23 protein-coding genes and 1 tRNA gene are annotated in these 21,561 nt (G+C 48.7%); 13 read left to right on the top strand and 11 right to left on the bottom strand.

What is annotated here, in order from left to right; genetic code table 11:
- Positions 1-124: 124 nt before the first annotated feature.
- The 3 genes from B7982_RS12845 to B7982_RS12855 all read right to left on the bottom strand — a co-directional run bounded on the left by B7982_RS12845 (position 125) and on the right by B7982_RS12855 (position 2,382).
- Entirely contained in the window at positions 125-1,102 is a 978-nt protein-coding gene (locus tag B7982_RS12845; protein WP_088661093.1) for a hypothetical protein, read from the bottom strand.
- Between the two features lie 185 nt (positions 1,103-1,287).
- Positions 1,288-1,704: a hypothetical protein gene (locus B7982_RS12850; protein WP_088661094.1), complete on the bottom strand. Its 417-nt coding sequence runs from the start codon at positions 1,702-1,704 to the stop codon at positions 1,288-1,290.
- A gap of 342 nt (positions 1,705-2,046) precedes the next feature.
- On the bottom strand, positions 2,047-2,382 hold the full coding sequence (locus B7982_RS12855; RefSeq protein ID WP_144065969.1) for a hypothetical protein: 336 nt from the start codon (positions 2,380-2,382) through the stop codon (positions 2,047-2,049).
- A 140-nt stretch (positions 2,383-2,522) separates the two neighbouring features.
- Between B7982_RS12855 and B7982_RS12860 the strand changes: the two genes are divergently transcribed.
- Together B7982_RS12860 and B7982_RS12865 are read left to right on the top strand one after the other, a co-directional pair.
- The gene (locus B7982_RS12860) at positions 2,523-2,777 is read left to right on the top strand and encodes an AbrB/MazE/SpoVT family DNA-binding domain-containing protein (RefSeq protein ID WP_088661096.1); all 255 of its coding nucleotides are present in this window, start codon (positions 2,523-2,525) and stop codon (positions 2,775-2,777) included.
- A complete protein-coding gene (locus B7982_RS12865; RefSeq protein WP_088661097.1) occupies positions 2,774-3,190 on the top strand; it encodes a putative toxin-antitoxin system toxin component, PIN family in 417 nt (138 codons plus the stop codon). Before B7982_RS12860 ends, B7982_RS12865 begins: the two co-directional genes overlap by 4 nt.
- Positions 3,191-3,260: 70 nt before the next feature.
- Here the strand turns inward: B7982_RS12865 and B7982_RS12870 are convergent, their stop codons facing one another.
- On the bottom strand, positions 3,261-3,614 hold the full coding sequence (locus B7982_RS12870; protein ID WP_088661098.1) for a hypothetical protein: 354 nt from the start codon (positions 3,612-3,614) through the stop codon (positions 3,261-3,263).
- A 52-nt stretch (positions 3,615-3,666) separates the two neighbouring features.
- On the opposite strand from B7982_RS12870, the gene B7982_RS12875 reads away from it, so the two are divergent.
- The 3 genes from B7982_RS12875 (at position 3,667) to B7982_RS15250 (ending at position 5,106) form a co-directional block, all read left to right on the top strand.
- Positions 3,667-3,879, top strand: a complete 213-nt coding sequence (locus B7982_RS12875) for a DUF3791 domain-containing protein (RefSeq protein WP_088661099.1) — start codon at positions 3,667-3,669, stop codon at positions 3,877-3,879.
- A 584-nt stretch (positions 3,880-4,463) separates the two neighbouring features.
- Positions 4,464-4,781 carry a hypothetical protein gene (locus B7982_RS15095; RefSeq protein ID WP_233138562.1) on the top strand — a complete coding sequence of 106 codons (318 nt, stop codon included), beginning with the start codon at positions 4,464-4,466 and terminating at the stop codon, positions 4,779-4,781.
- 106 nt (positions 4,782-4,887) lie between these two features.
- On the top strand, positions 4,888-5,106 hold the full coding sequence (locus B7982_RS15250) for a helix-turn-helix transcriptional regulator (protein WP_088661101.1): 219 nt from the start codon (positions 4,888-4,890) through the stop codon (positions 5,104-5,106).
- Positions 5,107-5,171: 65 nt separating this feature from the next.
- Here B7982_RS15250 and B7982_RS12895 read toward each other — a convergent pair whose 3' ends face one another.
- From B7982_RS12895 to B7982_RS12905, 3 genes are all read right to left on the bottom strand, one after another.
- On the bottom strand, positions 5,172-7,229 hold the full coding sequence (locus B7982_RS12895; RefSeq protein ID WP_088661102.1) for a glycoside hydrolase family 3 N-terminal domain-containing protein: 2,058 nt from the start codon (positions 7,227-7,229) through the stop codon (positions 5,172-5,174).
- A gap of 147 nt (positions 7,230-7,376) precedes the next feature.
- Positions 7,377-7,450: transfer RNA gene (locus B7982_RS12900), tRNA-Ile, on the bottom strand.
- Entirely contained in the window at positions 7,441-8,874 is a 1,434-nt protein-coding gene (locus B7982_RS12905; RefSeq protein ID WP_088661103.1) for a glycogen synthase, read from the bottom strand. Before B7982_RS12905 ends, B7982_RS12900 begins: the two co-directional genes overlap by 10 nt.
- Positions 8,875-9,031: 157 nt before the next feature.
- Here B7982_RS12905 and B7982_RS12910 point away from each other — a divergent pair, with 157 nt between their 5' ends.
- On the top strand, positions 9,032-10,087 hold the full coding sequence (locus tag B7982_RS12910) for a hypothetical protein (protein ID WP_088661104.1): 1,056 nt from the start codon (positions 9,032-9,034) through the stop codon (positions 10,085-10,087).
- Positions 10,088-10,315: 228 nt separating this feature from the next.
- On the opposite strand, the gene B7982_RS12915 is transcribed toward B7982_RS12910, so the two are convergent.
- Positions 10,316-11,449, bottom strand: coding sequence for a hypothetical protein (locus B7982_RS12915; protein ID WP_088661105.1), 1,134 nt, complete (start codon positions 11,447-11,449; stop codon positions 10,316-10,318).
- Between the two features lie 162 nt (positions 11,450-11,611).
- Between B7982_RS12915 and B7982_RS12920 the strand changes: the two genes are divergently transcribed.
- From B7982_RS12920 to B7982_RS12935, 4 genes are read left to right on the top strand one after another with little or no spacing between them, the layout of a single operon-like run.
- Positions 11,612-12,244 carry an outer membrane lipoprotein carrier protein LolA gene (locus B7982_RS12920; protein ID WP_088661106.1) on the top strand — a complete coding sequence of 211 codons (633 nt, stop codon included), beginning with the start codon at positions 11,612-11,614 and terminating at the stop codon, positions 12,242-12,244.
- 18 nt (positions 12,245-12,262) lie between these two features.
- On the top strand, positions 12,263-13,864 hold the full coding sequence (locus B7982_RS12925) for a hypothetical protein (protein WP_233138551.1): 1,602 nt from the start codon (positions 12,263-12,265) through the stop codon (positions 13,862-13,864).
- Positions 13,861-14,910: a hypothetical protein gene (locus B7982_RS12930; RefSeq protein WP_088661108.1), complete on the top strand. Its 1,050-nt coding sequence runs from the start codon at positions 13,861-13,863 to the stop codon at positions 14,908-14,910. The genes B7982_RS12925 and B7982_RS12930 overlap by 4 nt, the downstream gene beginning before the upstream one ends.
- Before the next feature lie 8 nt (positions 14,911-14,918).
- On the top strand, positions 14,919-16,166 hold the full coding sequence (locus tag B7982_RS12935; RefSeq protein ID WP_233138552.1) for a DNA replication/repair protein RecF: 1,248 nt from the start codon (positions 14,919-14,921) through the stop codon (positions 16,164-16,166).
- 192 nt (positions 16,167-16,358) lie between these two features.
- On the opposite strand, the gene mscL is transcribed toward B7982_RS12935, so the two are convergent.
- Positions 16,359-16,808: a large-conductance mechanosensitive channel protein MscL gene (mscL, locus tag B7982_RS12940; RefSeq protein ID WP_014546726.1), complete on the bottom strand. Its 450-nt coding sequence runs from the start codon at positions 16,806-16,808 to the stop codon at positions 16,359-16,361.
- An 86-nt stretch (positions 16,809-16,894) separates the two neighbouring features.
- On the opposite strand from mscL, the gene B7982_RS12945 reads away from it, so the two are divergent.
- Genes B7982_RS12945 through B7982_RS12955 form a run of 3 tightly spaced genes read left to right on the top strand, consistent with a single transcriptional unit; the run spans position 16,895 to position 18,785 of the window.
- Positions 16,895-17,764 carry a DMT family transporter gene (locus tag B7982_RS12945; protein ID WP_088661110.1) on the top strand — a complete coding sequence of 290 codons (870 nt, stop codon included), beginning with the start codon at positions 16,895-16,897 and terminating at the stop codon, positions 17,762-17,764.
- 28 nt (positions 17,765-17,792) lie between these two features.
- The gene (locus B7982_RS12950) at positions 17,793-18,449 is read left to right on the top strand and encodes a dephospho-CoA kinase (RefSeq protein WP_088661111.1); all 657 of its coding nucleotides are present in this window, start codon (positions 17,793-17,795) and stop codon (positions 18,447-18,449) included.
- Between the two features lie 12 nt (positions 18,450-18,461).
- Complete coding sequence (locus B7982_RS12955; RefSeq protein ID WP_088661112.1) at positions 18,462-18,785, top strand: DUF3392 family protein; 324 nt, start codon at positions 18,462-18,464, stop codon at positions 18,783-18,785.
- 20 nt (positions 18,786-18,805) lie between these two features.
- Here B7982_RS12955 and B7982_RS12960 read toward each other — a convergent pair whose 3' ends face one another.
- Both B7982_RS12960 and B7982_RS12965 read right to left on the bottom strand, forming a co-directional pair.
- A complete protein-coding gene (locus B7982_RS12960) occupies positions 18,806-20,374 on the bottom strand; it encodes a carboxypeptidase-like regulatory domain-containing protein (protein WP_088661113.1) in 1,569 nt (522 codons plus the stop codon).
- Entirely contained in the window at positions 20,371-21,222 is an 852-nt protein-coding gene (locus B7982_RS12965; RefSeq protein ID WP_088661114.1) for a DUF4423 domain-containing protein, read from the bottom strand. Before B7982_RS12965 ends, B7982_RS12960 begins: the two co-directional genes overlap by 4 nt.
- Between the last annotated feature and the right edge of the window lie 339 nt (positions 21,223-21,561).

Genomic DNA, 21,561 nt, shown 5'->3' on the forward strand with positions numbered 1-21,561 from the left:
AGAGAATAACTTGAATTCAGATATTTAATGGCGTTAGTCGAATTAGTGTTACGACATACTTTCTTATGAAAAAGACTCAGACATCAACCTTACAAGTAAATCATCTGATTAAAGCAGTATGCTCTCAAACCGTAGATTTCATGGCTATGACATAAAGCAGTTCCTTTAAATCATCACCCCAAATTATTTTGACATTTTTACTTGCCGCATATCGCTCAAAGTTGGAATTCAGCTGCTTTTTGCAGCCTGTAAGAACGACCCACTTTTCAAGCAACATATTCTGACCATTATTCCATTCATCAAAGGAATCAGCCTTTGAAACCTGATCAATCGGTCCATAACCAACAACATTGTTATAATCTTTAACCTGTATCGCTATGATATAATAGGATTCATCGTAAGTGAGCGGCGACGGAATTTTAATAATGATGTCCGCTCCATGTTCCTTTTCTATTTTGCCTCCCACTCGTTCAACCTTATAATGGGGGTACAATCTCCGTAAGCCATGGACTAAAACAAATTCCCATTCCGATTCTGAAAACTGAGAATACATTTTATCATAAAGGATTCTTTTGAAAGTCTCTGCAAAAGCGTCAAAAACAGACTCTTCTACTTCCTCATACCGATTGATATAGTCCTTGACCTCTAGCAAGGACGCCCTTGGTGCAGCAATCAACTGTTCAATGATTTCCGCAAAATCATCAAGGCCCCAAAATCGCATGGGTGTACGAAGTGATGCCTTAAGCTTGCCGACAAGTGAATTGTGGCGGCGAAACTCCGTAACATATTCAGCAGGAAATATGTGACCAAAATCTTTCAAGGTCGGATCTATTTCAAACCGATAGCCAGTTGCAAAATCTTGCGTAGCACGGACAACCGCAACAGTATCTGGAGAACAAAGGCTGGGGACAAGAAGAATGTCCCCCTGTTTAACCTTAAACATACTCCTATTACGAGATGCTCCTTCATTTACAGTCATATTTCTTAAATCTTGCCCTGGGTCATACCCCCAACCTTGACGAAGATGTTTATGTTCCAACAATTCTTTTTTGAAGAATTCTCTTTGTGAAGTATTTATTCTATAACCATAATAATGTGTCATAAAACCTCTTTTTTTAAGTTGAATGCTCTTTTTCTGAACAATTGAGCGCGAAGAAAATTCCGCCTGAACATATTGTTCTCCCCCCCCCCAAAAAAAAATTGGGGGGAAACTAGAAACGGAACGCTTTAAACAAGAGTCGATGGCTATATTATCGGCTCTTGCTCATTTGGGAAAGTACTGATGGGTTATTTACGGTCGAAACGCGCTATTTTATCCAAAATAGCTTTTTGAACTTGTTCATGGAACTCTATGTAAAGAGCGCATCCTCGTACGCAGTCCATTTTATCATCTAAACGTCCGAACCACAACCATTCTGAAGCATTTTTGGCGGCGAAAAGCCATTTTACTTCGCGAGCTGTACCAAGATCGTTTTCAACAAGCTTATCAGATTTCACAATGCCAATAGCCTTGATGTAAAGACCAGCTCTGGGAGAAAAGCTCTTGATAAAGACTATACTACCAACAGAAATTGTCGATAGCATTTGATGATAACTAGGTGATTGCTGCTTATTCCAGCCAATATAAGCTAGCCCTTGATGAATAAAGGATTCCGTGTTGTTTACGGTTCCATTATCATAAAAAGCGCCAAATCCATAAAACATAAGAACCTCCTATTGCTTTGTTCATTGTCGGCTATTAAGCACGTCTACTTGCATAGTTTTGCTCAAATAATAGGGAGCGATTAGAAAATGCAAAGTATAGTTTCAACAACCTTTACTAGCAATAATAGCAAAAACAAATCCACTTTGCAAGGTTGTTTTTATTCTTTTACGTAGCATTTCTGAAATTATTTTCTAGGAGGGGGGGGAACAGTCCAATTTTGAGCCCTTTTATTGAATTTTGTCGGGATAGCGACTAGGAAAATGAGCGTTCTGTCGAATAAAGCGACTAAAAAAAAGACCTTCCCGTGGGGGAAGGCCTAAAAGCTTTTAGCGGTTTGCTAATTACTTACCGATCTTATCGAAAGACGGGGTAAGTTGAGAACAATTAGCAGCAACTGCAGCGGTATAAGTCACGCTATTGCCGTTTGTTGCTGCTGCGGTTGTAACCGTCCACACGTTGTCATTTGCGACAGCGCAATCGTTTAAAGCGACTCTATTCTTAGCTTGCCATGTAATCGCATTGAATTCGGCAATATCTACTGCAGCTGCAGTGAGTGCCAAAGTTTCACCTGCGGTATAGTCAAAGTTAGTGGTTTGACCGGCTGTAGATGCGCTCGTGGAACCCGGAGCAACATAGCCGATAAGCTTCCAAGAACCGACCTTATTAGCTTCAGACACATATGCATCCTGCAACTTCACGTAGTATCTAATGATTTTTCCCTGTTTTTTCGCGAAAAAAGGGCCTTTTTAACAGACGATTATTGACTTAAACGAATCTTTTTTTTATATTAAAAGTAAGAAAGTCTTACGGAGGCTCTATGGAAACCTTGGAAATCACAAGTCTCTCAACAAAGGGACAAGTTGTCATTCCTAGAAACATTCGAAATCAATTGAATCTAGATATCGGGGATAAGTTGATTGTCGTTTGCGATGGCTCGAACATCTTGCTCAAGCCGGTTCTCAAGCCTAGTATGTCCGAATTCAAGTCTCTTATTGAAGAAACTGACAAAATAGCAAAGGATCTTGCAACGACGCCTGAAATGTTGAGCACATTCATCAAGGATAATCGATGAATGTTGTTATCGACACGAATGTTCTCATTTCAGGTATTTTTTGGAATGGATCACCGCGAAAGTTTTTATCGCTCGTTTTTCGACAGGATATAAAGCCGTATGCAACAATAGACATGATGGCGGAATATTGCCGTATCATAGACAAAATTGCAAAAAAGCGCCCTGACATCGCCGCAAAATGGAAAAGCCAAATTGCAAAGGTGATGACCATTATCGAAAAAAGTGAAACGGTCGACATATGCAGGGATCCCAAGGACAATATGTTTTTGGAATGTGCTATTGCGGCAAGCGCTTACTATTTGGTAAGTGGTGATTCAGATTTACTAGTATTAAGGGAATTCAAGAAGATTCCAATCGTTACAGTAAATCAATTTTTTGATGCGCACCCAGAATACGAAGTGACTGAAGCTTAATGAATGATTAACTATACAAAAAAAGAGAACCCCGGTTGGAGCTCTCTTTTTAAGTTCGTTCGTTATGGAATTACGTGCCGGAATTATTGCCAATTGCAGTAAAGCTAGGAGTCAGAGTGCCGCAAGCACCAGTAGCTCCGTCAGGGGTTGCTGCAACATGTGTAAGGGTTCCCGATGTAGCTGTGTTTTCTGCACCTGTTTTAGTGGTTGTGACAGTCCAGCTTTGACCTGATGCGCAATCATTCATCTTACCATTGGATGTTGCAGTCCAAACTTCGCTAGTACTTGCTGTGAGCACTTCTGTATAAGTGAATGTATTTGTCACCCAACCGGCATCACCCTTCTTTCCAGGAGGAACATAACCAATTGCGGCGAAGTTGCCGATTTCTTCCTTTTCCGCAGCATACGCATCCGCCAACTTCACGTAGGTTCCGGCTATTATTGACCATTTTTTCCCATTTTATATATTTCTCAATATGGAAAAACAAATAGCGTGGACGGTCGCTGCTATTAGTGAATTTGCTAAGGCGAAAGAGCTTTCACCCAAACAAGCTTTTAATTATCTGAGACTTTTTAAAGGAATGGATTTTCTAGAAAAGCATTATGAGGCAGAACATTTGCTCTCTTTTGACGATACCGTTGATGATTTGACCGCAATCTGTCAAAGAAACGGTGGACTCATTCAATGATTTTTGATCGCGGATTTCATGCATGACCCCACAACAGGAATTTCTCGTTGAGGGAATTGTCAGCGACATGGCCAAATGGTTGATGGAAGATCGCAATCTATCGCTATAGGCTGCGCTAAGTCTCATCTACAATTCAAAAACTTTTGAACTATTGCAAAATCCAGCAACAGGCCTTTGCACGGAAAGTTCTGCTTACAATTACGATTTGTTAGATTCTGAGTTAAAAAACGGAAAAATAATTCAGATGGATTTTTAACAATCCCGTCCGAAAATAATGTTGCGGCATCTCACGTTATTAGGTAAAATGTTTTTGTGTCCGCCCTTTTTTGCCGTCAATTAATTATTTTTATTGAGTCAGATTTCAAGGACATTTTATGCATAGCAAATCGTTGCTGGGGAGCGCGATGAAAAAGCAAGGATTCACTCTTGTCGAGTTGATGGTTGTGATTGTAATCATAAGCATCCTCAGTACTGTTGCCGTTCCAAAGCTGTTCGGCATGATTGCCAAGTCGAAGGCTTCCGAGCTTAGCCCTGCGGCCAAGACCTACATTAAACTGCAAAACTCCTACATAGGCGAGAGGCATATGCTAGGCTCCTGGGCTGTCATTGGGTACATCAGCCCTGGCACAAGGGTATCGGCGGACTCCTCTGTAACCACTAACTTTTGTTATGGAAGTGGTGATATAAGGGGGAATGGTGCCGACGCTTCTGTCGCTATTGAGGCGAATTCCGTTACTGTTGGCTGGGTTGCGACAAGCCGGGTTGCACTGAACGATGTTCCCAAGAACTCATCCTGGACGGTTTCTATCGCGGTTGACAACGCAGGCGTGTTCCGGTACACGGCGACAGTTCCGACGGATGGTGAAGTTCTAACTCCGACATTTACCCAGATAGTGCATTGATTAAAGGCTTTCTATCGCAAAGGGAATATTCCCGTTCGGGAATATTTTAGAAATTTCTGTATAGTGGAACGTTGATTTTCCCGTTCGGGAATATTATGTTTAGAGTATGGAAATTCAATCGCTCAAAGATATATCATCGCAGATTAGGGCTCGCCGGAAAAGTCTTGGGTTTACTCAGGCTGAGTGCGCTGCATTTTGTGGGGTCGGAGTCCGTTTTCTTTCTGAATTGGAAAACGGCAAAGAGTCCATACACTTGGGAAAAACGCTTCAAGTGTTGAAAATGCTAGGCTTGAAATTGCAATTGTTTGAGAATGGAGCTGAGTGATGAAATTAGCGGTTTTGTTCTTTTTCAAAAAAAGGAGAACCCCAATTGGAGTTCTCTTTTTCTTTTTAGTACCTCAACCCAAATCCGTATGGGTAGAGTCCCTTTTTCCCATCGCCAACGTTGATCGGGATTTGCTTGGCGTCTTTGGGCCAAGTGTGGGGGAGTTTGCCCGTGGGCTTGACTTTGCCAAAGAGCACGTCTGCAACACCTGCGCCTTCGCTGCCGGGGAGCCATGCGACGACGAATGCGTCGGCGGCGTTGATGAGCGAGGTGATGGGGAGCGGGCGACCGGTGATGAGTACGACGGCGACTTTGTGGCCTGCTTTTTGCCATTCTTTAATTTGTGCGATGTCGCTGTCGGTGCTGTTGAACGACATGTCGGTTCTGGCTTTCTTGGTGATGATTTTGTTGTTGAAATCGTCACCGCGGTAGTCGCCGAACCACTCGGCGTACGGAACTTCGCCGATAACATAAATGATGGTCTTTGCTTCTTCGGCGGTGGCGACGCGTGCGCCATTGGCAACTTCGTCGAAGCCTGCTTGGATTGATGTTGCGCCGGGGACGTTTTCCATGGTGCCTTGCCAGCCTTGTGTCCAAGCTCCGCACTGTAAGCCGGAATTGTTGGCATGTGTTCCGGTCACAAAAATCTTGTCTGTAGTCTTGAGCGGGAGAACCTTCTTATTCTTGAGAATGACGAGACTCTTCTGCACGGCTTCGCGGGCGAGTTGGCGGTGAGCGGTACTGCCGATGTTCTTTGTGACGCCAACGTAAGCGGCTGGGCCGCTTGGATTGTCAATCCTGCCCGCGCGGATTTTTGCACGTAAGATTCTGCGGCAAGCGTCCTTGACGCGTTCTTCGCTAATCGCACCCGATGCAACGAGCTCCTTCATGCTGCGGACAAATGCTTCTGCTGATTGCGGAACCATTGCCATGTCGAGGCCTGCGTTGATGGCGTTCTTGATGGCGTCCTTCGAAGAAATCCCGGTGACGAGTCCGGGCGAGTAGTCGCCTGCGGCGCCTGGCGTTGTCGAGCTTTCGATGCCTTCCCAGTCGGCGATGACGTAGCCGTCAAATGCAAGTTCGGTTTTGAGAATGCCCGTAATTTTTGCGGAGTCTACGTGCTGGTGGATGCCGTTTACCTGGTTGAAACTTGCCATGACGCTGAGTGCGCCTTGTTCAACGCCCGCTTCGTAAGGCGGTAAATACTTTTGACGAAGGATTTTGTCTGTCATGATGGCGTTCCCGCGGTCGTAACCGTTATCTGTGGCACCGTCGCCAATGAAGTGCTTGAGCGTGGTGATGACGCGCCATTCGGCATCATTGTTGTCGCCTTGCTGGCCTCGTACAAATGCCGCACCGAGGTCTACGGCGAGTTCTGTAGTTTCGCCAAAACCTTCGTACACGCGGCCCCAGCGTTCGTCTTGCGGAACAGTGATGGCGGGGGCGAAGTTCAAGTCGATGTGCGCGGCCCACATTTCTTCGGCGACGGCCTGTCCGATTTTACGAACGAGTGCGGAATCTCGCGTGGCGCCGAGCCCGATGTTATGCGGGAAGATTGTTGCGTTATTCACGTCAGCGACGCCGTGGACGTTGTCCTTGCCGTAGGTGACCGGAATTTTTTGTTTCCAGGCGTTCGCGTAAAAGTCTGCCGTGTAAGCGCCGCCGCCTTCAAGAGCAGAACCGCAGATGCTGTTGCCGCATTTTACGGCCGGTGCTTTGGCTTGTGTCATTTGGGCAATCATGTCGTCGAGCGTCATTTTAGCCATGATGCTATCGATGCGGTTTTCAATCGGGTCGCGCTTGAGGGTGATGTTGCCGTAATTCTTGTTGGGGACGACGCTGAGCGTTTCGGGGAGGAATCCCGTCTTGCGCACGATGAGGCTTTGGCCTCTTTTTTTCAATGCTTTTTTGCCGGCGGTGCTCAGCTTGGCTTTGTCGAAGTCGAAAGCGCCTTTTTCGTCCGAGAGAGTACGCGCGCTTGATAGCAGGTTCGGGAGAGCCCTAACGGTAACGGTGGCGTCCTTGATCGGTGCGCCAGATTCGTCGATGACGGTCCCCTTGATTCCTGCGTGTGTGAGCGCGAAAGATGCGACTGCGAAAAACCCAATAGCTGATAATTTCATATTCATCCCTTGAATATAAAACTATACTCAAATTTTCCATGGGGCGAAAAAAGAGTAAAGATTCTTGTGTACTTTAGGAAACGAATAAAATTGTCTGTGTTTTTCAGAATAAAAAAATAGCGCCATCTTGTGAGATAGCGCTATTAGTGGGGCCTCCCGGACTTGAACCGGGAACCAACGGGTTATGAGTCCGCTGCTCTAACCGATTGAGCTAAAGCCCCAGCTCACCCAAAATTAGTAAATATTTTGAAATTGTCTTTGCCCACTCATAGTGGAATCCGCTATAGGCATTTACAACGCATTTGTCCCAATCGGCGACTTCCGTGTTGTACACAGTGATGGCGTCTTTGATGCGGCGCAACATCTGGTGCGGAGCGTTCGCGTCATCGACGAGGAATGCGTTTGCTTCGCCTGCGGTTTCGAGCGTGTAGTCGGTGAGCATGCTTGCAATGCCGACGTTACGGCCCGTGAGCGGGAGCGTGCCTGCGGCCATGGCCTTGAGGATGATCGAGGCGGACGGCTCTTGCAGGTTAGCTGCAAACAGAAGGTCCGATGCGGCGAGCGTGTCGCGCAATTTTTCTCTGTTGTTCGCTTCTTCGGAATCGAACTGGAGGATGCGGATGAAGTTGCCGTACTGGTTAGCGACTTCCTGGTAGTAATTCCATTCGGGGTGCTCCGGCGGAATGCCCACGATGATGAGGGCGTTCTCCTTGGCGATGTCCGAAAGGATTGTCGCAAGCGTTTCGGAAGCGTTGCCCGAATCCATGTCCATGTGGCTGTAGATAATCAGCTTGTTCGTAAGGTCCATGCCGAACTGGCGCCCGAGGCTCGCCTTCGCGTTACGCTTTGCTTCCTTGATGGGGCGCTTCGCTTCGTCGTTGAAGTCCCAGAACTTGTAGTTCACGCCGAACTGGATGCCGAGGAGCTTTTCGCTATTGCGGTTCAAGAATCCGCTGAGTCCACCGGGGAGGTTCGTGTTGAGCATGGCGTCGCGGTAGCCCGACGACGGGAACAGCACCTTGTTGGCGTACAAAATGCCCGCCTTGAGGAGGCTGACCTTGCCCCAGAACTCGTAGCCGTCCATATTGAAGTCCTTGCGCGGGAGGCCGATTTTTTCGATTTCGCTCGGCTGCACATGGAAGTCGTAAGTGATGTTATGGACGTTGAAGAAGAACGGAATATTGTGGAACGCCTCTTGGTAGACCGTATGGCAGAGGGCTCCGACGAGGGCGCCGCCCCATTCGTGGCCGAGAATGGCTTGAAACTCGAAGTTGCTCTGGGTGCAGTACGTGAGCACGGCCGAGGCGAACATGGCGAATCTCAGGTGGTTGTCACTGTAGGGGAGCGAGTGCGGCGGTCCGTAAACGTAGGGCCTGCCGAAATATTCCTCGTTATATATATAGGTGTGGAGCGGGTCGTCATCGGAACGCCAGACTTCGAACGGCTTGTTCTGTAATGCTTCGACGCCTTTGAAAACACAATGATACTTGTCGGAATCTATAATGTGGTCCTTATAGAATGGCGAGCAGGTTACAACCTGGGACCCGGCATTGGCGAATGCCTGTGTCATGCAGTTGACTGCGGTTGCGAGGGGGCTCGGTACCTTCCAGTTCCCCGCTTCTGGAGTTACGACGAGTATATTCATTGGTTTTTATACACTCCAAATAAAAATTTACCTACAAAAATAGGTATGTATAAATTTATTTATTTAAATTTCAATCGAAAGGGTGTATCTTATTTTTTTTCGTAATAAAGCGTCCTTTTCAACGTTTTCTAAAATAACTTCATCTGAAGGATACAAAATGAAGAAGATTTTCATTGCTGCTTTGGCTACTGCCGTCGCCCTGACGGTGACTGGCTGTAAGGGTACGAACGAAAAGCGCGGCGACGAACACCTTAAGGAAGGCCGTTTCCGCAATGCCATCAACTCCTATATTGAAGCAAAGAAGAAGGGCAAGATGTCCGATGAATTCTTTGACAACTTCACCCTCGCTCTTGTGCGTGCGGGTGATATGGAATCCAAGAAGGACTTGAGCAGCGACCTTATCAACAACTACTTTGACAAGGCTACAACCAATATCCCGAATGTCAAGGAAGACGCTACTATTGAAGAATACGTGAAGACGCTCGGCGAAATCGGTAAGCGCCAGGCCGCACAGGAAGGTGTTGACTTCGCTACGATTATCAACGCTTTCGCAAAGATTGACTCTGCTGAAAAGGTTGCAAAGACCCGCCACGTTGGTGAAGCAGCCATCAAGAGCATCCGCGAAGAAACCGAAAAGCTTTATGTTGCTCGTAACCTTCCGGAAGCTAATTCCGAAGACGATCCGGTCGTGAAGGAATACATGCTCCTCCGCATGGAAGCTATGGCTCCGACGAATCAGGACGTCCAGACGGCCTTGAACAAGAGCCGTAAGACTACTCGTGGCTACTTCCTCATCTTCGGTGAAAACATTCCGGATTTGAGCGGTAAGCATCTCGTGGACAAGTGGGGCTACGTGATGGCTCTCCCGAGCATCAAGCCGTCCAAGAATGGTTTCTCTTGCGAACTCCAGTTCTGGGCAACGACGGGTAACAACACTGATCTCGATCCGTCCAAGATCAAGCTCGTCTCTACCGATGGCAAGGAAGTCTATGCCAAGGGTAATACGGGTTGGTGCGAAGCCGAAGTTCTCGTTGGCAAGAAGGGCGACGAAAAGATTGAAAAGAAGCAGAAGAAGTTCAAGGGCAAGGGCAAGTTGATGAACGAATTCCAGTGCTCTGTGAATGTCAGCTTCTCTTACCCGAAGGGCTTCGTTCCGGACTACATCCAGTACAAGGATGAATATAGCGAAGGCAGAAAGTACCTCGGTCACTAATTCATAACGGAATTTAAAGAATTGCTAAGGGCTCGCCGCGCGGATGCGCGGCGGGTCTTTTTTTGTGCGTGCGGTAAGATTGTTTGCGCTGCCTCCGTCACCTTGAGACCCGTTAGGGGCGAAAGGTCCAGTAAAGTCTCGCCATACAAAAAAAATCCCCGGCGTTTACCGGGGAGCTAAAACGTTTTCAAGAGGGCGATGCCCGCTCGGAGGCGGGCATGACAAATACTAGAAATCTGCGTGGGCGCTCATACCAAGGGAGAACTTGGTAGCTTCGCCGACGACCGGGTTCTTGTCCTTGCTGAAGTTGTAGCCGAACCAGAACGTCACATTCGTATTGAGTGTCGGGTAGAGGTAGAAGTTCATGCCGAGGAACTTGAATTCGTCCTTGCTGACTTCGGCATCCGGATCGTGGTATTCAAAGCTTACGCCAAGTGCGAACTTCTTTGTGATGTTGAAGCTCGGTTCGATAGCGAAGAGCATCTGGTCATCCGTGAAGATCTGGTCTGCTGCCTTGTAGTCTTCGCCCTTGTTCACGATAGCGTAGTAGTAGCTGAAGCCCAAGTTGAAGATGTCGTAGTTGAGGCTCGGTTCCACGAGGAAGGAGTGGACGGCGTCGCCCTTGTACGGGTGGAGACCGTAGACGGCGTAAACGCTGTAGTTGAGGATGTCGAGGCTCTTGGAGTAGTCAAGTTCTGTGCCGAAGAAGTAGGTGTAACCACGGCCAACTTCAGAACCGAAAACCCAGTCTACGCTCGGGGTGATGGTCAAGTGTTCGTCCGGACGGTTCAAAAGCTTGAGGGCATAAGTACCGAATACGGCGATGGATGCCTTGCTGTCGTCCGTTGCGCCGATGTAGAACTTGCCATCGCCAAACTTCTGGTTGCCGACTTCGACACCGAAACCGCGGATGCTCTGGTCGCGGGAAATTGCCGCATAACGGCTCGGGTCGCGCCAGAAGTAATAGTTGAAAGTACCTGCGTTGTAAGTCAAGTCACCGAAGATGAAGCTTACGTCCTGGAACGGCTTCCAGCGGAGTTCGACACCGTCAAAGTTGAATGCGGTGTAGCGGTCCTTATCGCTTGTGATTGCTGTTGAACGCGGAAGGCCGTGACGGATTTCGGAAGCCTGGTCGGAGTTCGTGATGTTGCTCTTGGTGTTCGTGAAAACGGTCACAGAAACATTTTCGTCGAGATTTGCCGTCACAGACAAGTCGATGTCCTGGTTTGCGGCGTTGGTGGGGTCAAAATCCTTGTCGAAATAGCTGGCAAAGTCAAAATCGACGTTTCCGTGGATTTCGACGTCGGCGGCCATGGCAAAACCGGTTGCGGCAAGGGCGATCGGCAAAATGAGTTTACGCATACAATCCTTCCAAAAAGATTTGTTTGAATTTTACGAGCAAAAGATAGAAATATCTCGGCTGTAAGACCAATGTTTTGTGACATGAACCCCAAAAATACGGATACGCAAAGTTTTACGGGCTCTAGTTTTGTAAATTTAATAACGTCTTTAACAGAGGTGGATATGAAATTTTCCCCCCGTTTTTTTGTTTTTTTATCGCTTGCCTTGGTGCAGGGTGTTTTTGCGTTGACGGCGGACCAGGTTTTGGACAAGTCCAAGGCTTGGTTCAAGTCGGGCAAGGCGTGGAGCCTTAATTTCAGGGCGCAGGTTTTTCAGGTGGATTCTCCGGATGTCCAGACGCAGTCGGGTAGCCTCGTGGTTGCCGAAGGGGACAAGTTCAAGCTGGACCTGCTTGGAATCAAGTTCTATAGCGATGGCGAGAGCCTTTGGCAATGGAATGTGGAACAGAAGCAGGTGCTTATCAAGGCGGTGGAGGACTTGTCAAGTTCGCTTCATCCGTCCGAACTTTTGTTTAAGTACCTGAACTGCAAGGTGCTCGAAATGGGCGAGGGTGAGTTTGCAGGGCAAAAGCTCTGGGTCTTAAAACTCGATCCGTCGAAATATGCGGGCCAGTTTACCAAGATGGAAGTATGGCTATCCAAGAAGGATTATTCCCCGGTGCGCCTTTTTACGGAAGATCCGGCGGGGAATGCGACGTGGTACGGCATTATCGATATGAAAGTGGTGAAGAAAGTTTCTAACGATGATTTCAAGTACAAGCCTGTTGCGGGTGTTGACGAAATCGATATGAGGTAGCTTGTGAAATTGGGCTCGATGAAAAAGATTATAGCGGGGATGGCTCTGTGCGGAACCGCTTTTGCAGGCGAAACGCTGTTCGGCAACTGCGTGTATGCTATTGCCCCGGGCGGTTCAAATGGAACGCTTTGGGCGTTTTCCCATGACAATACGTATAGCGGCGTGACGCGCCTGAACTTTAATGTTTCGGATAAGGGCTTTGTGTCGGTGGAATCGACCGGGCAGGCTCAGGTCTCGGATACGCTCACTGCGGTTCAGACGGGCCTATTTGACGATGACCTTGCGGAACGTAGACGTGTCCCTGCAATTTATACGGATTCGAAGCTTGGATTTGTGCTTCCGATGTATGCGATGGACAATAACGACCGCTTTATGCAGCCTGCAGGGTATTTTAATATCCGCGACCTGAATAGCGTTATTGAAAATCCGGTGGAAGCCCCTGCTGCGGCTGATGACTTGGAAAAGCCGATGCAGTACGCCATGACTGGCTTTGCCTATGACTCTACCGCAAAGCGACTGTGGATTGCTCGCGGTGCCTTGGGCGTGATGGTCCATGATATATCCGGAAAAAAGAATACGGATACAACGTTTGTCCTGAATACGAAGACGAACAAGCTAGAAAAGCTTAAGGACAATGCTCAGCTGGATTTGGAAAACAATCCTGAAGTTTTCGATGTCCGCCTGCATCCGGAAACGGGCGAACTTTGGCTCGCGACGGCCAAGGGCATTTGGGTGAATACTTCGAGCGGTCTTAAAAACATCTCCAAGAATCTCAAGGATTCTCGCGTGACAGGACTTTGGATGGGCGGCTCTCCGCTCCAGATTATCGCTGAAACGGGCTATAAAAAGGACGACAACGTGGTGGGCGCCCTTTGGCGCATTTACGGCAACAAGACTAGCGATTTTGCCAAGGTGGATTTTTTGGACACTGCAGGCAAGGTGCAAAAGAAGGACATTTACGACGAATCTGATTACACGGTGGGCGATGTCGCCTTTATCGGTAAGACTGCGTATGTTCTGGTCCGTGCCGTGGGTAGCCGAAACAGCAGTGGTTACCTTAAGCTGGATTCCCTTGGCGCCCATGCGTGGGAACAGGATGATGACGGCAAGAACCATTGGCTGTATGGCTATGAAACAGGAGCCACCGACCGTAAGATGATTATCACGTCGATGTGTGCTTTCCCGCTCTCCAAAAATAGGATGGGCCTTGCCATTGCGACGGAAGGAAACGGCATCTCCGTGTCGGCGGACTCCGGTGCAACTTGGAATGTTTTTTTGAACCGTGCTAGGCTTAGCAATAACCTGGGTTCAATCCGCATGGTGCCTTCGGTGATCCTTGCGCCGGGCGAAGAATCGCTTGTTTCGTATAAAGTTGGCAAGGAATCGAAGGTGACGATTGAAGTCTTCAGCTATGACATGCGCAAGGTGCGTACGATTGTGAAAGATGCTGTACGTAATGCCGATGCCGTACGTAGCTCGAATCCGAAAGAAGATTTCTGGGATGGTCGTGATGACCATGGCAAGGATTGCACGATGGGTGTCTACTATATCAGGGTAAAGGATAATCACGGTCATATTGGCTGGGGCAAGGCGATGACGCTTGGAGGTAGCTTCAGATGATTATGTTTAAAAATCTTCTCGTTACGGCCTTGGCTGTTGGAACTTTGGCTTCGTCTGCGTTGGCCCTTGGATTTACAAAGAAGTCCGAGCTTGGAGGCTTTGACGGCTTTGTAGAACGTATGGGCGCGGGTGTCCGTGAACTTGGTCGTGGTAATACGGGTTCTGCGGATACGGCCTCGATGCCGGCCGCTTATTGGAATCCGGCTTTGCTTGGATTCCGTGAAAACATTGGAATCACGATGAACTTCGAAAAGCGCGACCTGAACCGTATTGGTGGCGCCTTAGGCGTTGAAGGCAAGGTCGGTAAGCGCATGGGCGTTGGCTTTGCGATGCTCTACCGTGGCGATACGGAATTTGATGTGATTGACGATGATGACGAAACGCTTGGTACGGCGGCCCCGTTCTTCTCGATGTTTTACCTGGGCTTTGCGTTCCGTGCTACCCGTCAGGATGCCTTTGGTCTCTCGCTTTCGATGAGCTATGACAATCTTGACGTGTCTCAGTATTTCGAAGGCTATGATATGGAAGATTCATTCCGTAGCCCCGTGACGATTAACTTGAGCTGGTTCCGCCAGTGGAACGACAAGTGGTCTTCTTCTGTTGTTATCCGCAACTTGAGCTTTAGCCGTAATTTGTCTGCAAAATGGACGAAGAACCCGAGCAAGAACAATGCGCTCACCTCTACTGAAGGCGTACGCCCGAAGGTCTTGCAGATTGGGCTTGGCTACCGTTCGCAGATTATGGGAAAGACGGTGCACGCCTGGATGGAAGCGCTTGACTATCAGGTGGCCGATACGCTTTTAGCGTTTGACCCGCAACTCCATGTTTGGACGGGCCGCGTGGGCTTTGAATGCGAAGTCATCCCGAACGGCACGCTCCGCGTGGGTATGGACGATTTGGACTGGATGTTCGGTGCGGGCTACAAGTTTGAAATTCGCGTAGGCCGCAAGAAGTTCCCGATTGAAGTGGATTATGCATTCCTCTATGAATCGCGTGCGGGCATCTGGACGCCGTTTACCATCGGACTTAGAGGATACATTCCTTGATTTCCAAAGTGTTCATTTCGAAGGTGCGCAGTCTAGAATCGATGGACTGCAACTTCGATGCTCACATCAATGTGATTTGCGGGCCGAATGGCTGCGGCAAGACGACGATTCTGGAATCGATTCACTTGCTTGCGCAGGGATTCTCGTTTCGGTCGCGTGACTTGCGCGAACTGATTACATGGAAGCAGAACGAGCTGATTCTGCGTGGAGAATTTGAAGACGAAGGGCGCGAGCGGATGCGAGCGCTTCGCGTGTTTTCTCGCGGGAGCGAGGTTCGTGAAAACGGTGAAACGCTAAAGTCTCCGACTGCATTTTTCGGGACGTGTCCGGCGGTGATTATGCAACCTTCGGACATTGAACTTTTGCGTGGCGGGCCGGACGTGCGCAGGCATTGGCTCGATGAAATTCTCTGTTACCGCTCGTCGGCAAATGCTTCTGTGCTGCGCCGCTACAAGCGCGTGTTGCAACAGCGCAACAAGTGGCTTAAGGAGTTCAAACAGAACGGCGCTGCGGTTGGCGGCGAAGACTTGTTCCGTGTGCTGACGCAACAGCTGATTGAACTTGGCGCAAAGCTTTGGGCGGCGCGAATTGCACTTTCGAAAGAAGTCTCGGAAATTATCACGCGGTACTATCGCAAGCTTTCGGGCGGGGTGGATGAAATCACTTGCGCTTACAAGAGCTCGATTCTGAAATCGCTTGATGCGCTAGATGCGGCGGACCCGCTGTCGGATAAGATGATGGATGAAATTCCATCGGGCGCGACGGGTGCTGCTGAAGGTGTTGTTGAAATTGCTCGCGGGGAGTGCGCGGAATGTTCTGCGGACGGTTCCGGGAATGTCGCCGGGAGCGCGGCGGATGGCTTGGATGCGGTAAGCGAGGAAATGCTGCGGAATGCGTTTGCGCGAAAACTAGCGGATTTGGAATTCGTAGAACGCTTGCAGGGAATGACAATGGCGGGGCCGCACCGTGATGATTTGGCTCTGTGTGCGTCTGGTTACGAGATGCGTTCTGTCGGGTCGCAGGGGCAATGCCGCTCAGCGGCGGTCGCGATGCGATTTGCGGCGGTTGATGTGGCGTCTCGCTACCTGACAAAGCCGATTCTGCTTTTGGACGATATTTTCGCCGAGCTCGATGTGAACCGCCGTGATGCAGTCGCTTCGCTCATTCGCGAAAAGCAGTGCCAGGTTGTGATTGCTACGCCGCAGGCGGAAGATTTGCCGTTTAAAGCGGATGCAATGTTTGAGTTGAAAATTTAAATCTTTATGTCATTCCCGCGAAAGCGGGAATTTCCTTTCAAGAAGGTGATGCCCGCTCGGAGGCGGGCATGACAATACAAAAAAACGCGCAAGGGTTGCGCGTTTTTTGCACCGGGGCGTTGCGGGGTGCCCCCGCTAGAAGGGGTAGCGAGCAACGTCGTGCGAGGTAGGGGGAGACTTCCCCCTTTTTAATTATTTGTTCTTCAAGAGGTCGCGAATTTCGGTGAGGAGCTTTTCTTCGGCGCTCGGTGCCGGAGGTGCTGCCGGAGCTGCGGCTGCTTCAGCTTCTTTCTTCTTGCGCATGTTCTGCATGAAACCGAGGAATTTCTTCATCATGAGGAAAACGGCGAATGCGACGATGAGGAAGTTCAGGACTTCACCGATGAACGTGCCGTACGGAATGGCGATGCCTTCGGAGGTCGTGTAGACGAGCGTCTTGATGCCTTCGCCTGCGTTCTGGCCGCCGCACTTGGCAATGACTGCAGTGACGAGCGGCATGACGATGTCGTTCACGAAGGAGTTGACGATTTTACCGAAGGCGGCACCGATGATGATACCGATGGCCATGTCGACGATGTTACCCTTGAAGGCAAATGCCTTGAATTCTTCAATGAGTGAAGCTGCTTTATTTTTAATGCTCATTTTTGAGTCCCCTTTATGATTGGTTTCTTATTAAATAATAGCAAAGTCTTTAAAGATTGGGCGGTATTTTTTAAATTTGGCGCGTTATGTCATGGTTAATATTGGCTTTTGCTTCGGCAGTTTTTCTTGGCTTTTACGACTTGGCTAAGAAGAAATCGGTTCAGGATAACGCTGTCCGTCCGGTACTTTTGCTCTGCAGCGTTTTTTACGCGCTTTTGATGTTGCCGGTGCTTTTGACCGGGCATTGCGAGCCGCTGACTTTGCATGACCACCTGTTTTTGATGGTCAAGTCGGTGATTGTCGGCGGAAGCTGGCTTTTCACGTACAGCGCGATTGCGCACATGCCGCTCAGCATTTCGACGACGATTCGTGCGCTTGCGCCTTTGTTTACAATCATGATCGCAGTCGGATTCCTGGGCGAGCGCCCGCAGGTGATGCAGTGGATCGGTATTGCGGTTTGCGTTTGTTCTTACATCGGACTCTCGCTTGCGGGTCGCAAGGAAATGGGGCATTTCTTTAGCAACGGCTGGGTCGTGGCGATGCTCCTCGGGACGATTTTGGCGGCTTGCAGCGGCATTTACGATAAGCTGATTTTGCAGCGCATGAATTTTGAACCGTTGACAGTGCAGGTCTGGTTTAGCATTTACATGTGCGTGGTGCAGTTCTTGACGACTATGTTCACGTGGTACCCGACGCGTAAAAAGACGACTCCGTTTCAGTTCCGTTGGTCGTTCTTGGCGGTGGCGGCGCTCTTGCTCATCGCAGACCGTTGCTATTTTTTGGCGGTGAGCGATTCGGATGCGTTGATTTCTATCATTACGGTGCTGCGTCGTTCGAGTGTGTTCATCAGCTTCTTGGCGGGAATTCTTATATTCAAGGAACGCAAGAGCAAGACGAAGTTTTTTGCGATGTTGGGCGTGGTCATTGGCTTGTGCCTGATTTCGCTCGGACGTTGATTTTTAATGGTCGCGGAGTAGTGGCGTTATGCTGAAGATTGGAATTACGGGGTCGATAGGTGCGGGCAAGTCCTTTGTCGGGGCCTTGCTGCGTGCACGTAATTTCCAGGTGCTTGATGCCGATTGCAAAGTGCATGAACTTTACCGCGATTCGGCGGGACTGCGTGCTGAAATGGCTGCGTATTTTGGCGAAGAATGCTTGACGCCGGATGGCGTGAATAGTGCGCTGATTGCGGACCGCGTTTTTGCGGATGCTAATGCACGCGTGAAGTTGGAGCAGATTGTTTACCCGTACTTGAACCGTGCCGTGGCGGAATTTTTTGCAGGGGAGGCCGCGGACTCTTCAAACGGAAATGATGCGGACTGTCCTAAAGAAAGTGCCACGCAGTTGACGAGAGTCGCGGACAAGTGCCGGTTCGTGGAGGCTGCGCTTTTCTCGCGTGCGCCAGAGCTCGTGAAAATGCTTGACGAAATCTGGATTGTCGATGCGCCTGAATGCGTTCGCTTGGAACGCCTGGTGCTGCGTGGCCTCAGCGAAAGCGATGCTAAACGCCGTATTGAAAATCAGCGTGGCGCCTGTGCTCCGGAGCTTTTCCCGGGCAAGCGGATTCGCATGGTTATGAACGATGGCGATAAATTGCACGTGGAACAGCAGCTTGATGAACTGCTAAGAGACTTACACTAATTTATTGGAATTATGCAACCTTATATTCACCAGTTCGCGAATTTTTTGAGAGCCCATTTGAATTCAATTTCGGTCGGGCTGATTGCAACGCTTTTGATGCTCTATGGCGCCTGCATCAATAACTATTTCAAGCGCATCACGAAAAGCATCCCGTTCATTGGGCGCTTTGTGCTGTTCGTGGTGCTGTGCAGCGTGGGGTATGCGTTTGCAAGTTCGCAGATGGTGCGCCTTTTGCGCATGGTATTGCGCGAACTTTCGGACTTGACTTTGATTGGGGTGGTCGCAGGCTGTTTTATTTTGCTTGCCTTCCTTGCAAAAAGTGGTAAGGATATTTGATGTCTAACCACTAATCACTTTTAATTAAAATTGTCGCGGTTTACTCCGTATAAAATAACATCGTCAATCCACATTTCGCTTTCATCGACAATCCAGATGGTGAATGTCGTGACGCGCGGCTTGACGAAATCCCATCCCATATTCCCGAACTCGCCATCGCCTTCGACAAAATCGCTTGGTGTAAAGCTGAAGCGTTTCCAAGTGGAATCGAGATAGTCCACATACTTTGTTTTTCCGGTCGGCTCGTTGAGAACTTCTACCGCAAAACCGAGCTCGCCCTTGCCTTTGGCGTAGAATGCGATGGAATCGATGCCTTCTAGGCTAGACGGGACGCGGCTTACGCGTGAGCCGATCATCGACCACTTGCCTCGCGATTTGGATGAACTCTTCCAATGGAAAACGTAGCCGCCACGTTCCTTGCTGGATTCAAAGGCGTCCTGGATGTTTTCGCTTGAGGGCGTTGTCGTGACGTTTGTGTCTTGTGGATGGAAGTACCATTCGCGCGGACCGTCGCCGTAGTCAAATGCGGATTCGAGTTTTTGATTTTCGAAGTCAATCAGCGTGATGGAATGGATGGCTTTTACGAGCGAGTCGGGGAGGCTTGCCCAGATATCGTTGCTTGCGCTTGCGTCGAGTGCGGCGGTCTTGCCCCAGTACATTTCGAGGTTTTCAACGCTTGATGAGCCATCGATGCGGATTTGGAATTCTGCAGACTGCGGAGTGTCTGGAGTGGTGCTGTTCCAGAAAGCACGCTTGAATGCGAGTCGGTTCCCGCTTTGGTCGGTGAATCGGATGTCGTTTCCGTTGTCCATGGCTTCGCTAAAATCGAAGTTCGTTTCGTTTAATCGCACAAAGACAACGGTAGTTTCTGCGATGGGTTTCATCCAATCCGAGATTGTAGAATCAAGCGGAATGGTGCGGACATGCGCCCATTGCTCTAATTGTTCGTTTTCGAGAGTCGGTTTTGCAAGCGTTTGGACATCGTTCTTTTCGCCAGCAGAAATTGTAATGGAGGCTTCGCCGATGGTTTCTTGTTCGTCAGGCAAAATGGCTCGAATCTGGTAGCTTGCGGGCGGGAGTGAATCGAGTGTGAATTCGCCGTCTTTGTTGGTCTTTACGATTTTATCGGTGCCGTAAATCTGGACCCAGGCGTAGTCGGTTCCTTCAGGGAGCTCTGCCTTGCCGGTGACGGAACCGAGTTCTTCCATTTGCATGGTTGTTAATTTATTCTTCTTTAAGTCGCTAGAGGCAATAGCTTGGAAAACGCCGGAATTGCCATCAATGATTTCGATGTAGCCTTTATCGAAGTTGATGGAATCCATGACGATGTTGCCGAGTGAATCTGCGGCGACTTCTAATGTTGCGTCTTGTATATTATTTTGCGTGACGGCGGAATCCGATGAAACTCCTTCCACGTACCAAAGCGGACGGATCCTTGCGACGACGTTGGCAGCCGGTTTAGAATCGATGTTTACAACGTTGATGATGCAAGCGTTTTCGGTTTCAACGGTGCTAGCGCCTGCGAGATTCTTTTCCGAGGAGCAGGCGAATAGTAATACACAGGATAGAGATGCTAATAATCTTTTCATGCTATCCTCGCTTTTTCTTTTGTTGTTTCTTTGTCCGAAATATCGGCAACCGGGTACAGCGAGAAAATGAACTGCATGACCTTCTTTGGCTCTGCAACTTCGGCAACGCGTTTTTGAACTTGTCTGCGAAATTCGCAAGTCATCTCGACGAGATCTTCAAGACATTCATCATCAACGCAGGCGAGAACTGATGAAATGTTGCGCTCGCTCGGCGGAATGTTGACGAGCGCATTTTGCGCAAGCGTCAGCAGCTGATTTTGATAACTGCGAATGGCGGTGACCTTGGTTGCTCCTGCCGATGTAAAATTGACGGTCGAAACGGCGTAACGCTCGGAGGCGAGCGGCGTAATCATCTTTAGTTCTTTCAAGACTCGGATGGCTTCTTTCACCTGGTCCTCGGAAACGGCGGGCGTAATTTGCTTAATCAAGGTGTGGACATCGGCCTTGCCGCCATTGATTTCGATAATCGAACGGACAACGGGTATCCACCAGCGGCTGAGGAATAAAATTTCGTTGGAATTCAGTTTGCGGAGGCTCACGTCTTGCAATGCGAGTGCCATCTTGTAAAGCTTATCTTTTTTTGCTTTGGATTTTGTGCGCGATGCCGCTACCAAAATCTCAAAAAGTTCTCCATCGCGGCCTTTGAGCCCGAGCAATTTTTTGGAGAGCGGGATACTCTGCGCGGGGAGGTGGGATTCCTTATTCAATACACGGAAAACCTGGCTTGTTTCGAGCCCGAGCTTTTGCCCCATCATTTTGTAAGAAAATAGCGGAAATTCCAATTTCTTCTGCACGAAGAAATTTTTCAGTAGATCTCTGTAATCGCCAATTTCGTCTATGTTTAGCATGGTGAACCCTCTATTATGAAATAGATTTTTTACAAAGAACAAGGATAGTCTTTTTTTAAGTTTTATTGACGAATTGACAATATGATTATTGTCACGTTGTAATTCTATAAAAATGATGTTTTTCTTACATCTGTCCGGTACCCCTATTAAGAATCTATTTTAGAGTCAGAAAAACAAAAAAGGATACTTACTATGCAGAAAGAAGACATCGTTGTTTTAAGGCAGGTCGTAATCTTTTCGCTAATAGCTATTGTTCTTGGCTTTGTTTACGGCTAAATTTTAAACAAAAACTTGGTGTATAGGCGTAAAGCCGGTGCGGTTAATAGCTGCATCGGCTTT

Origin of the sequence: Fibrobacter sp. UWB2, assembly GCF_002210425.1 — a bacterium.
GTDB lineage: Bacteria > Fibrobacterota > Fibrobacteria > Fibrobacterales > Fibrobacteraceae > Fibrobacter > Fibrobacter elongatus.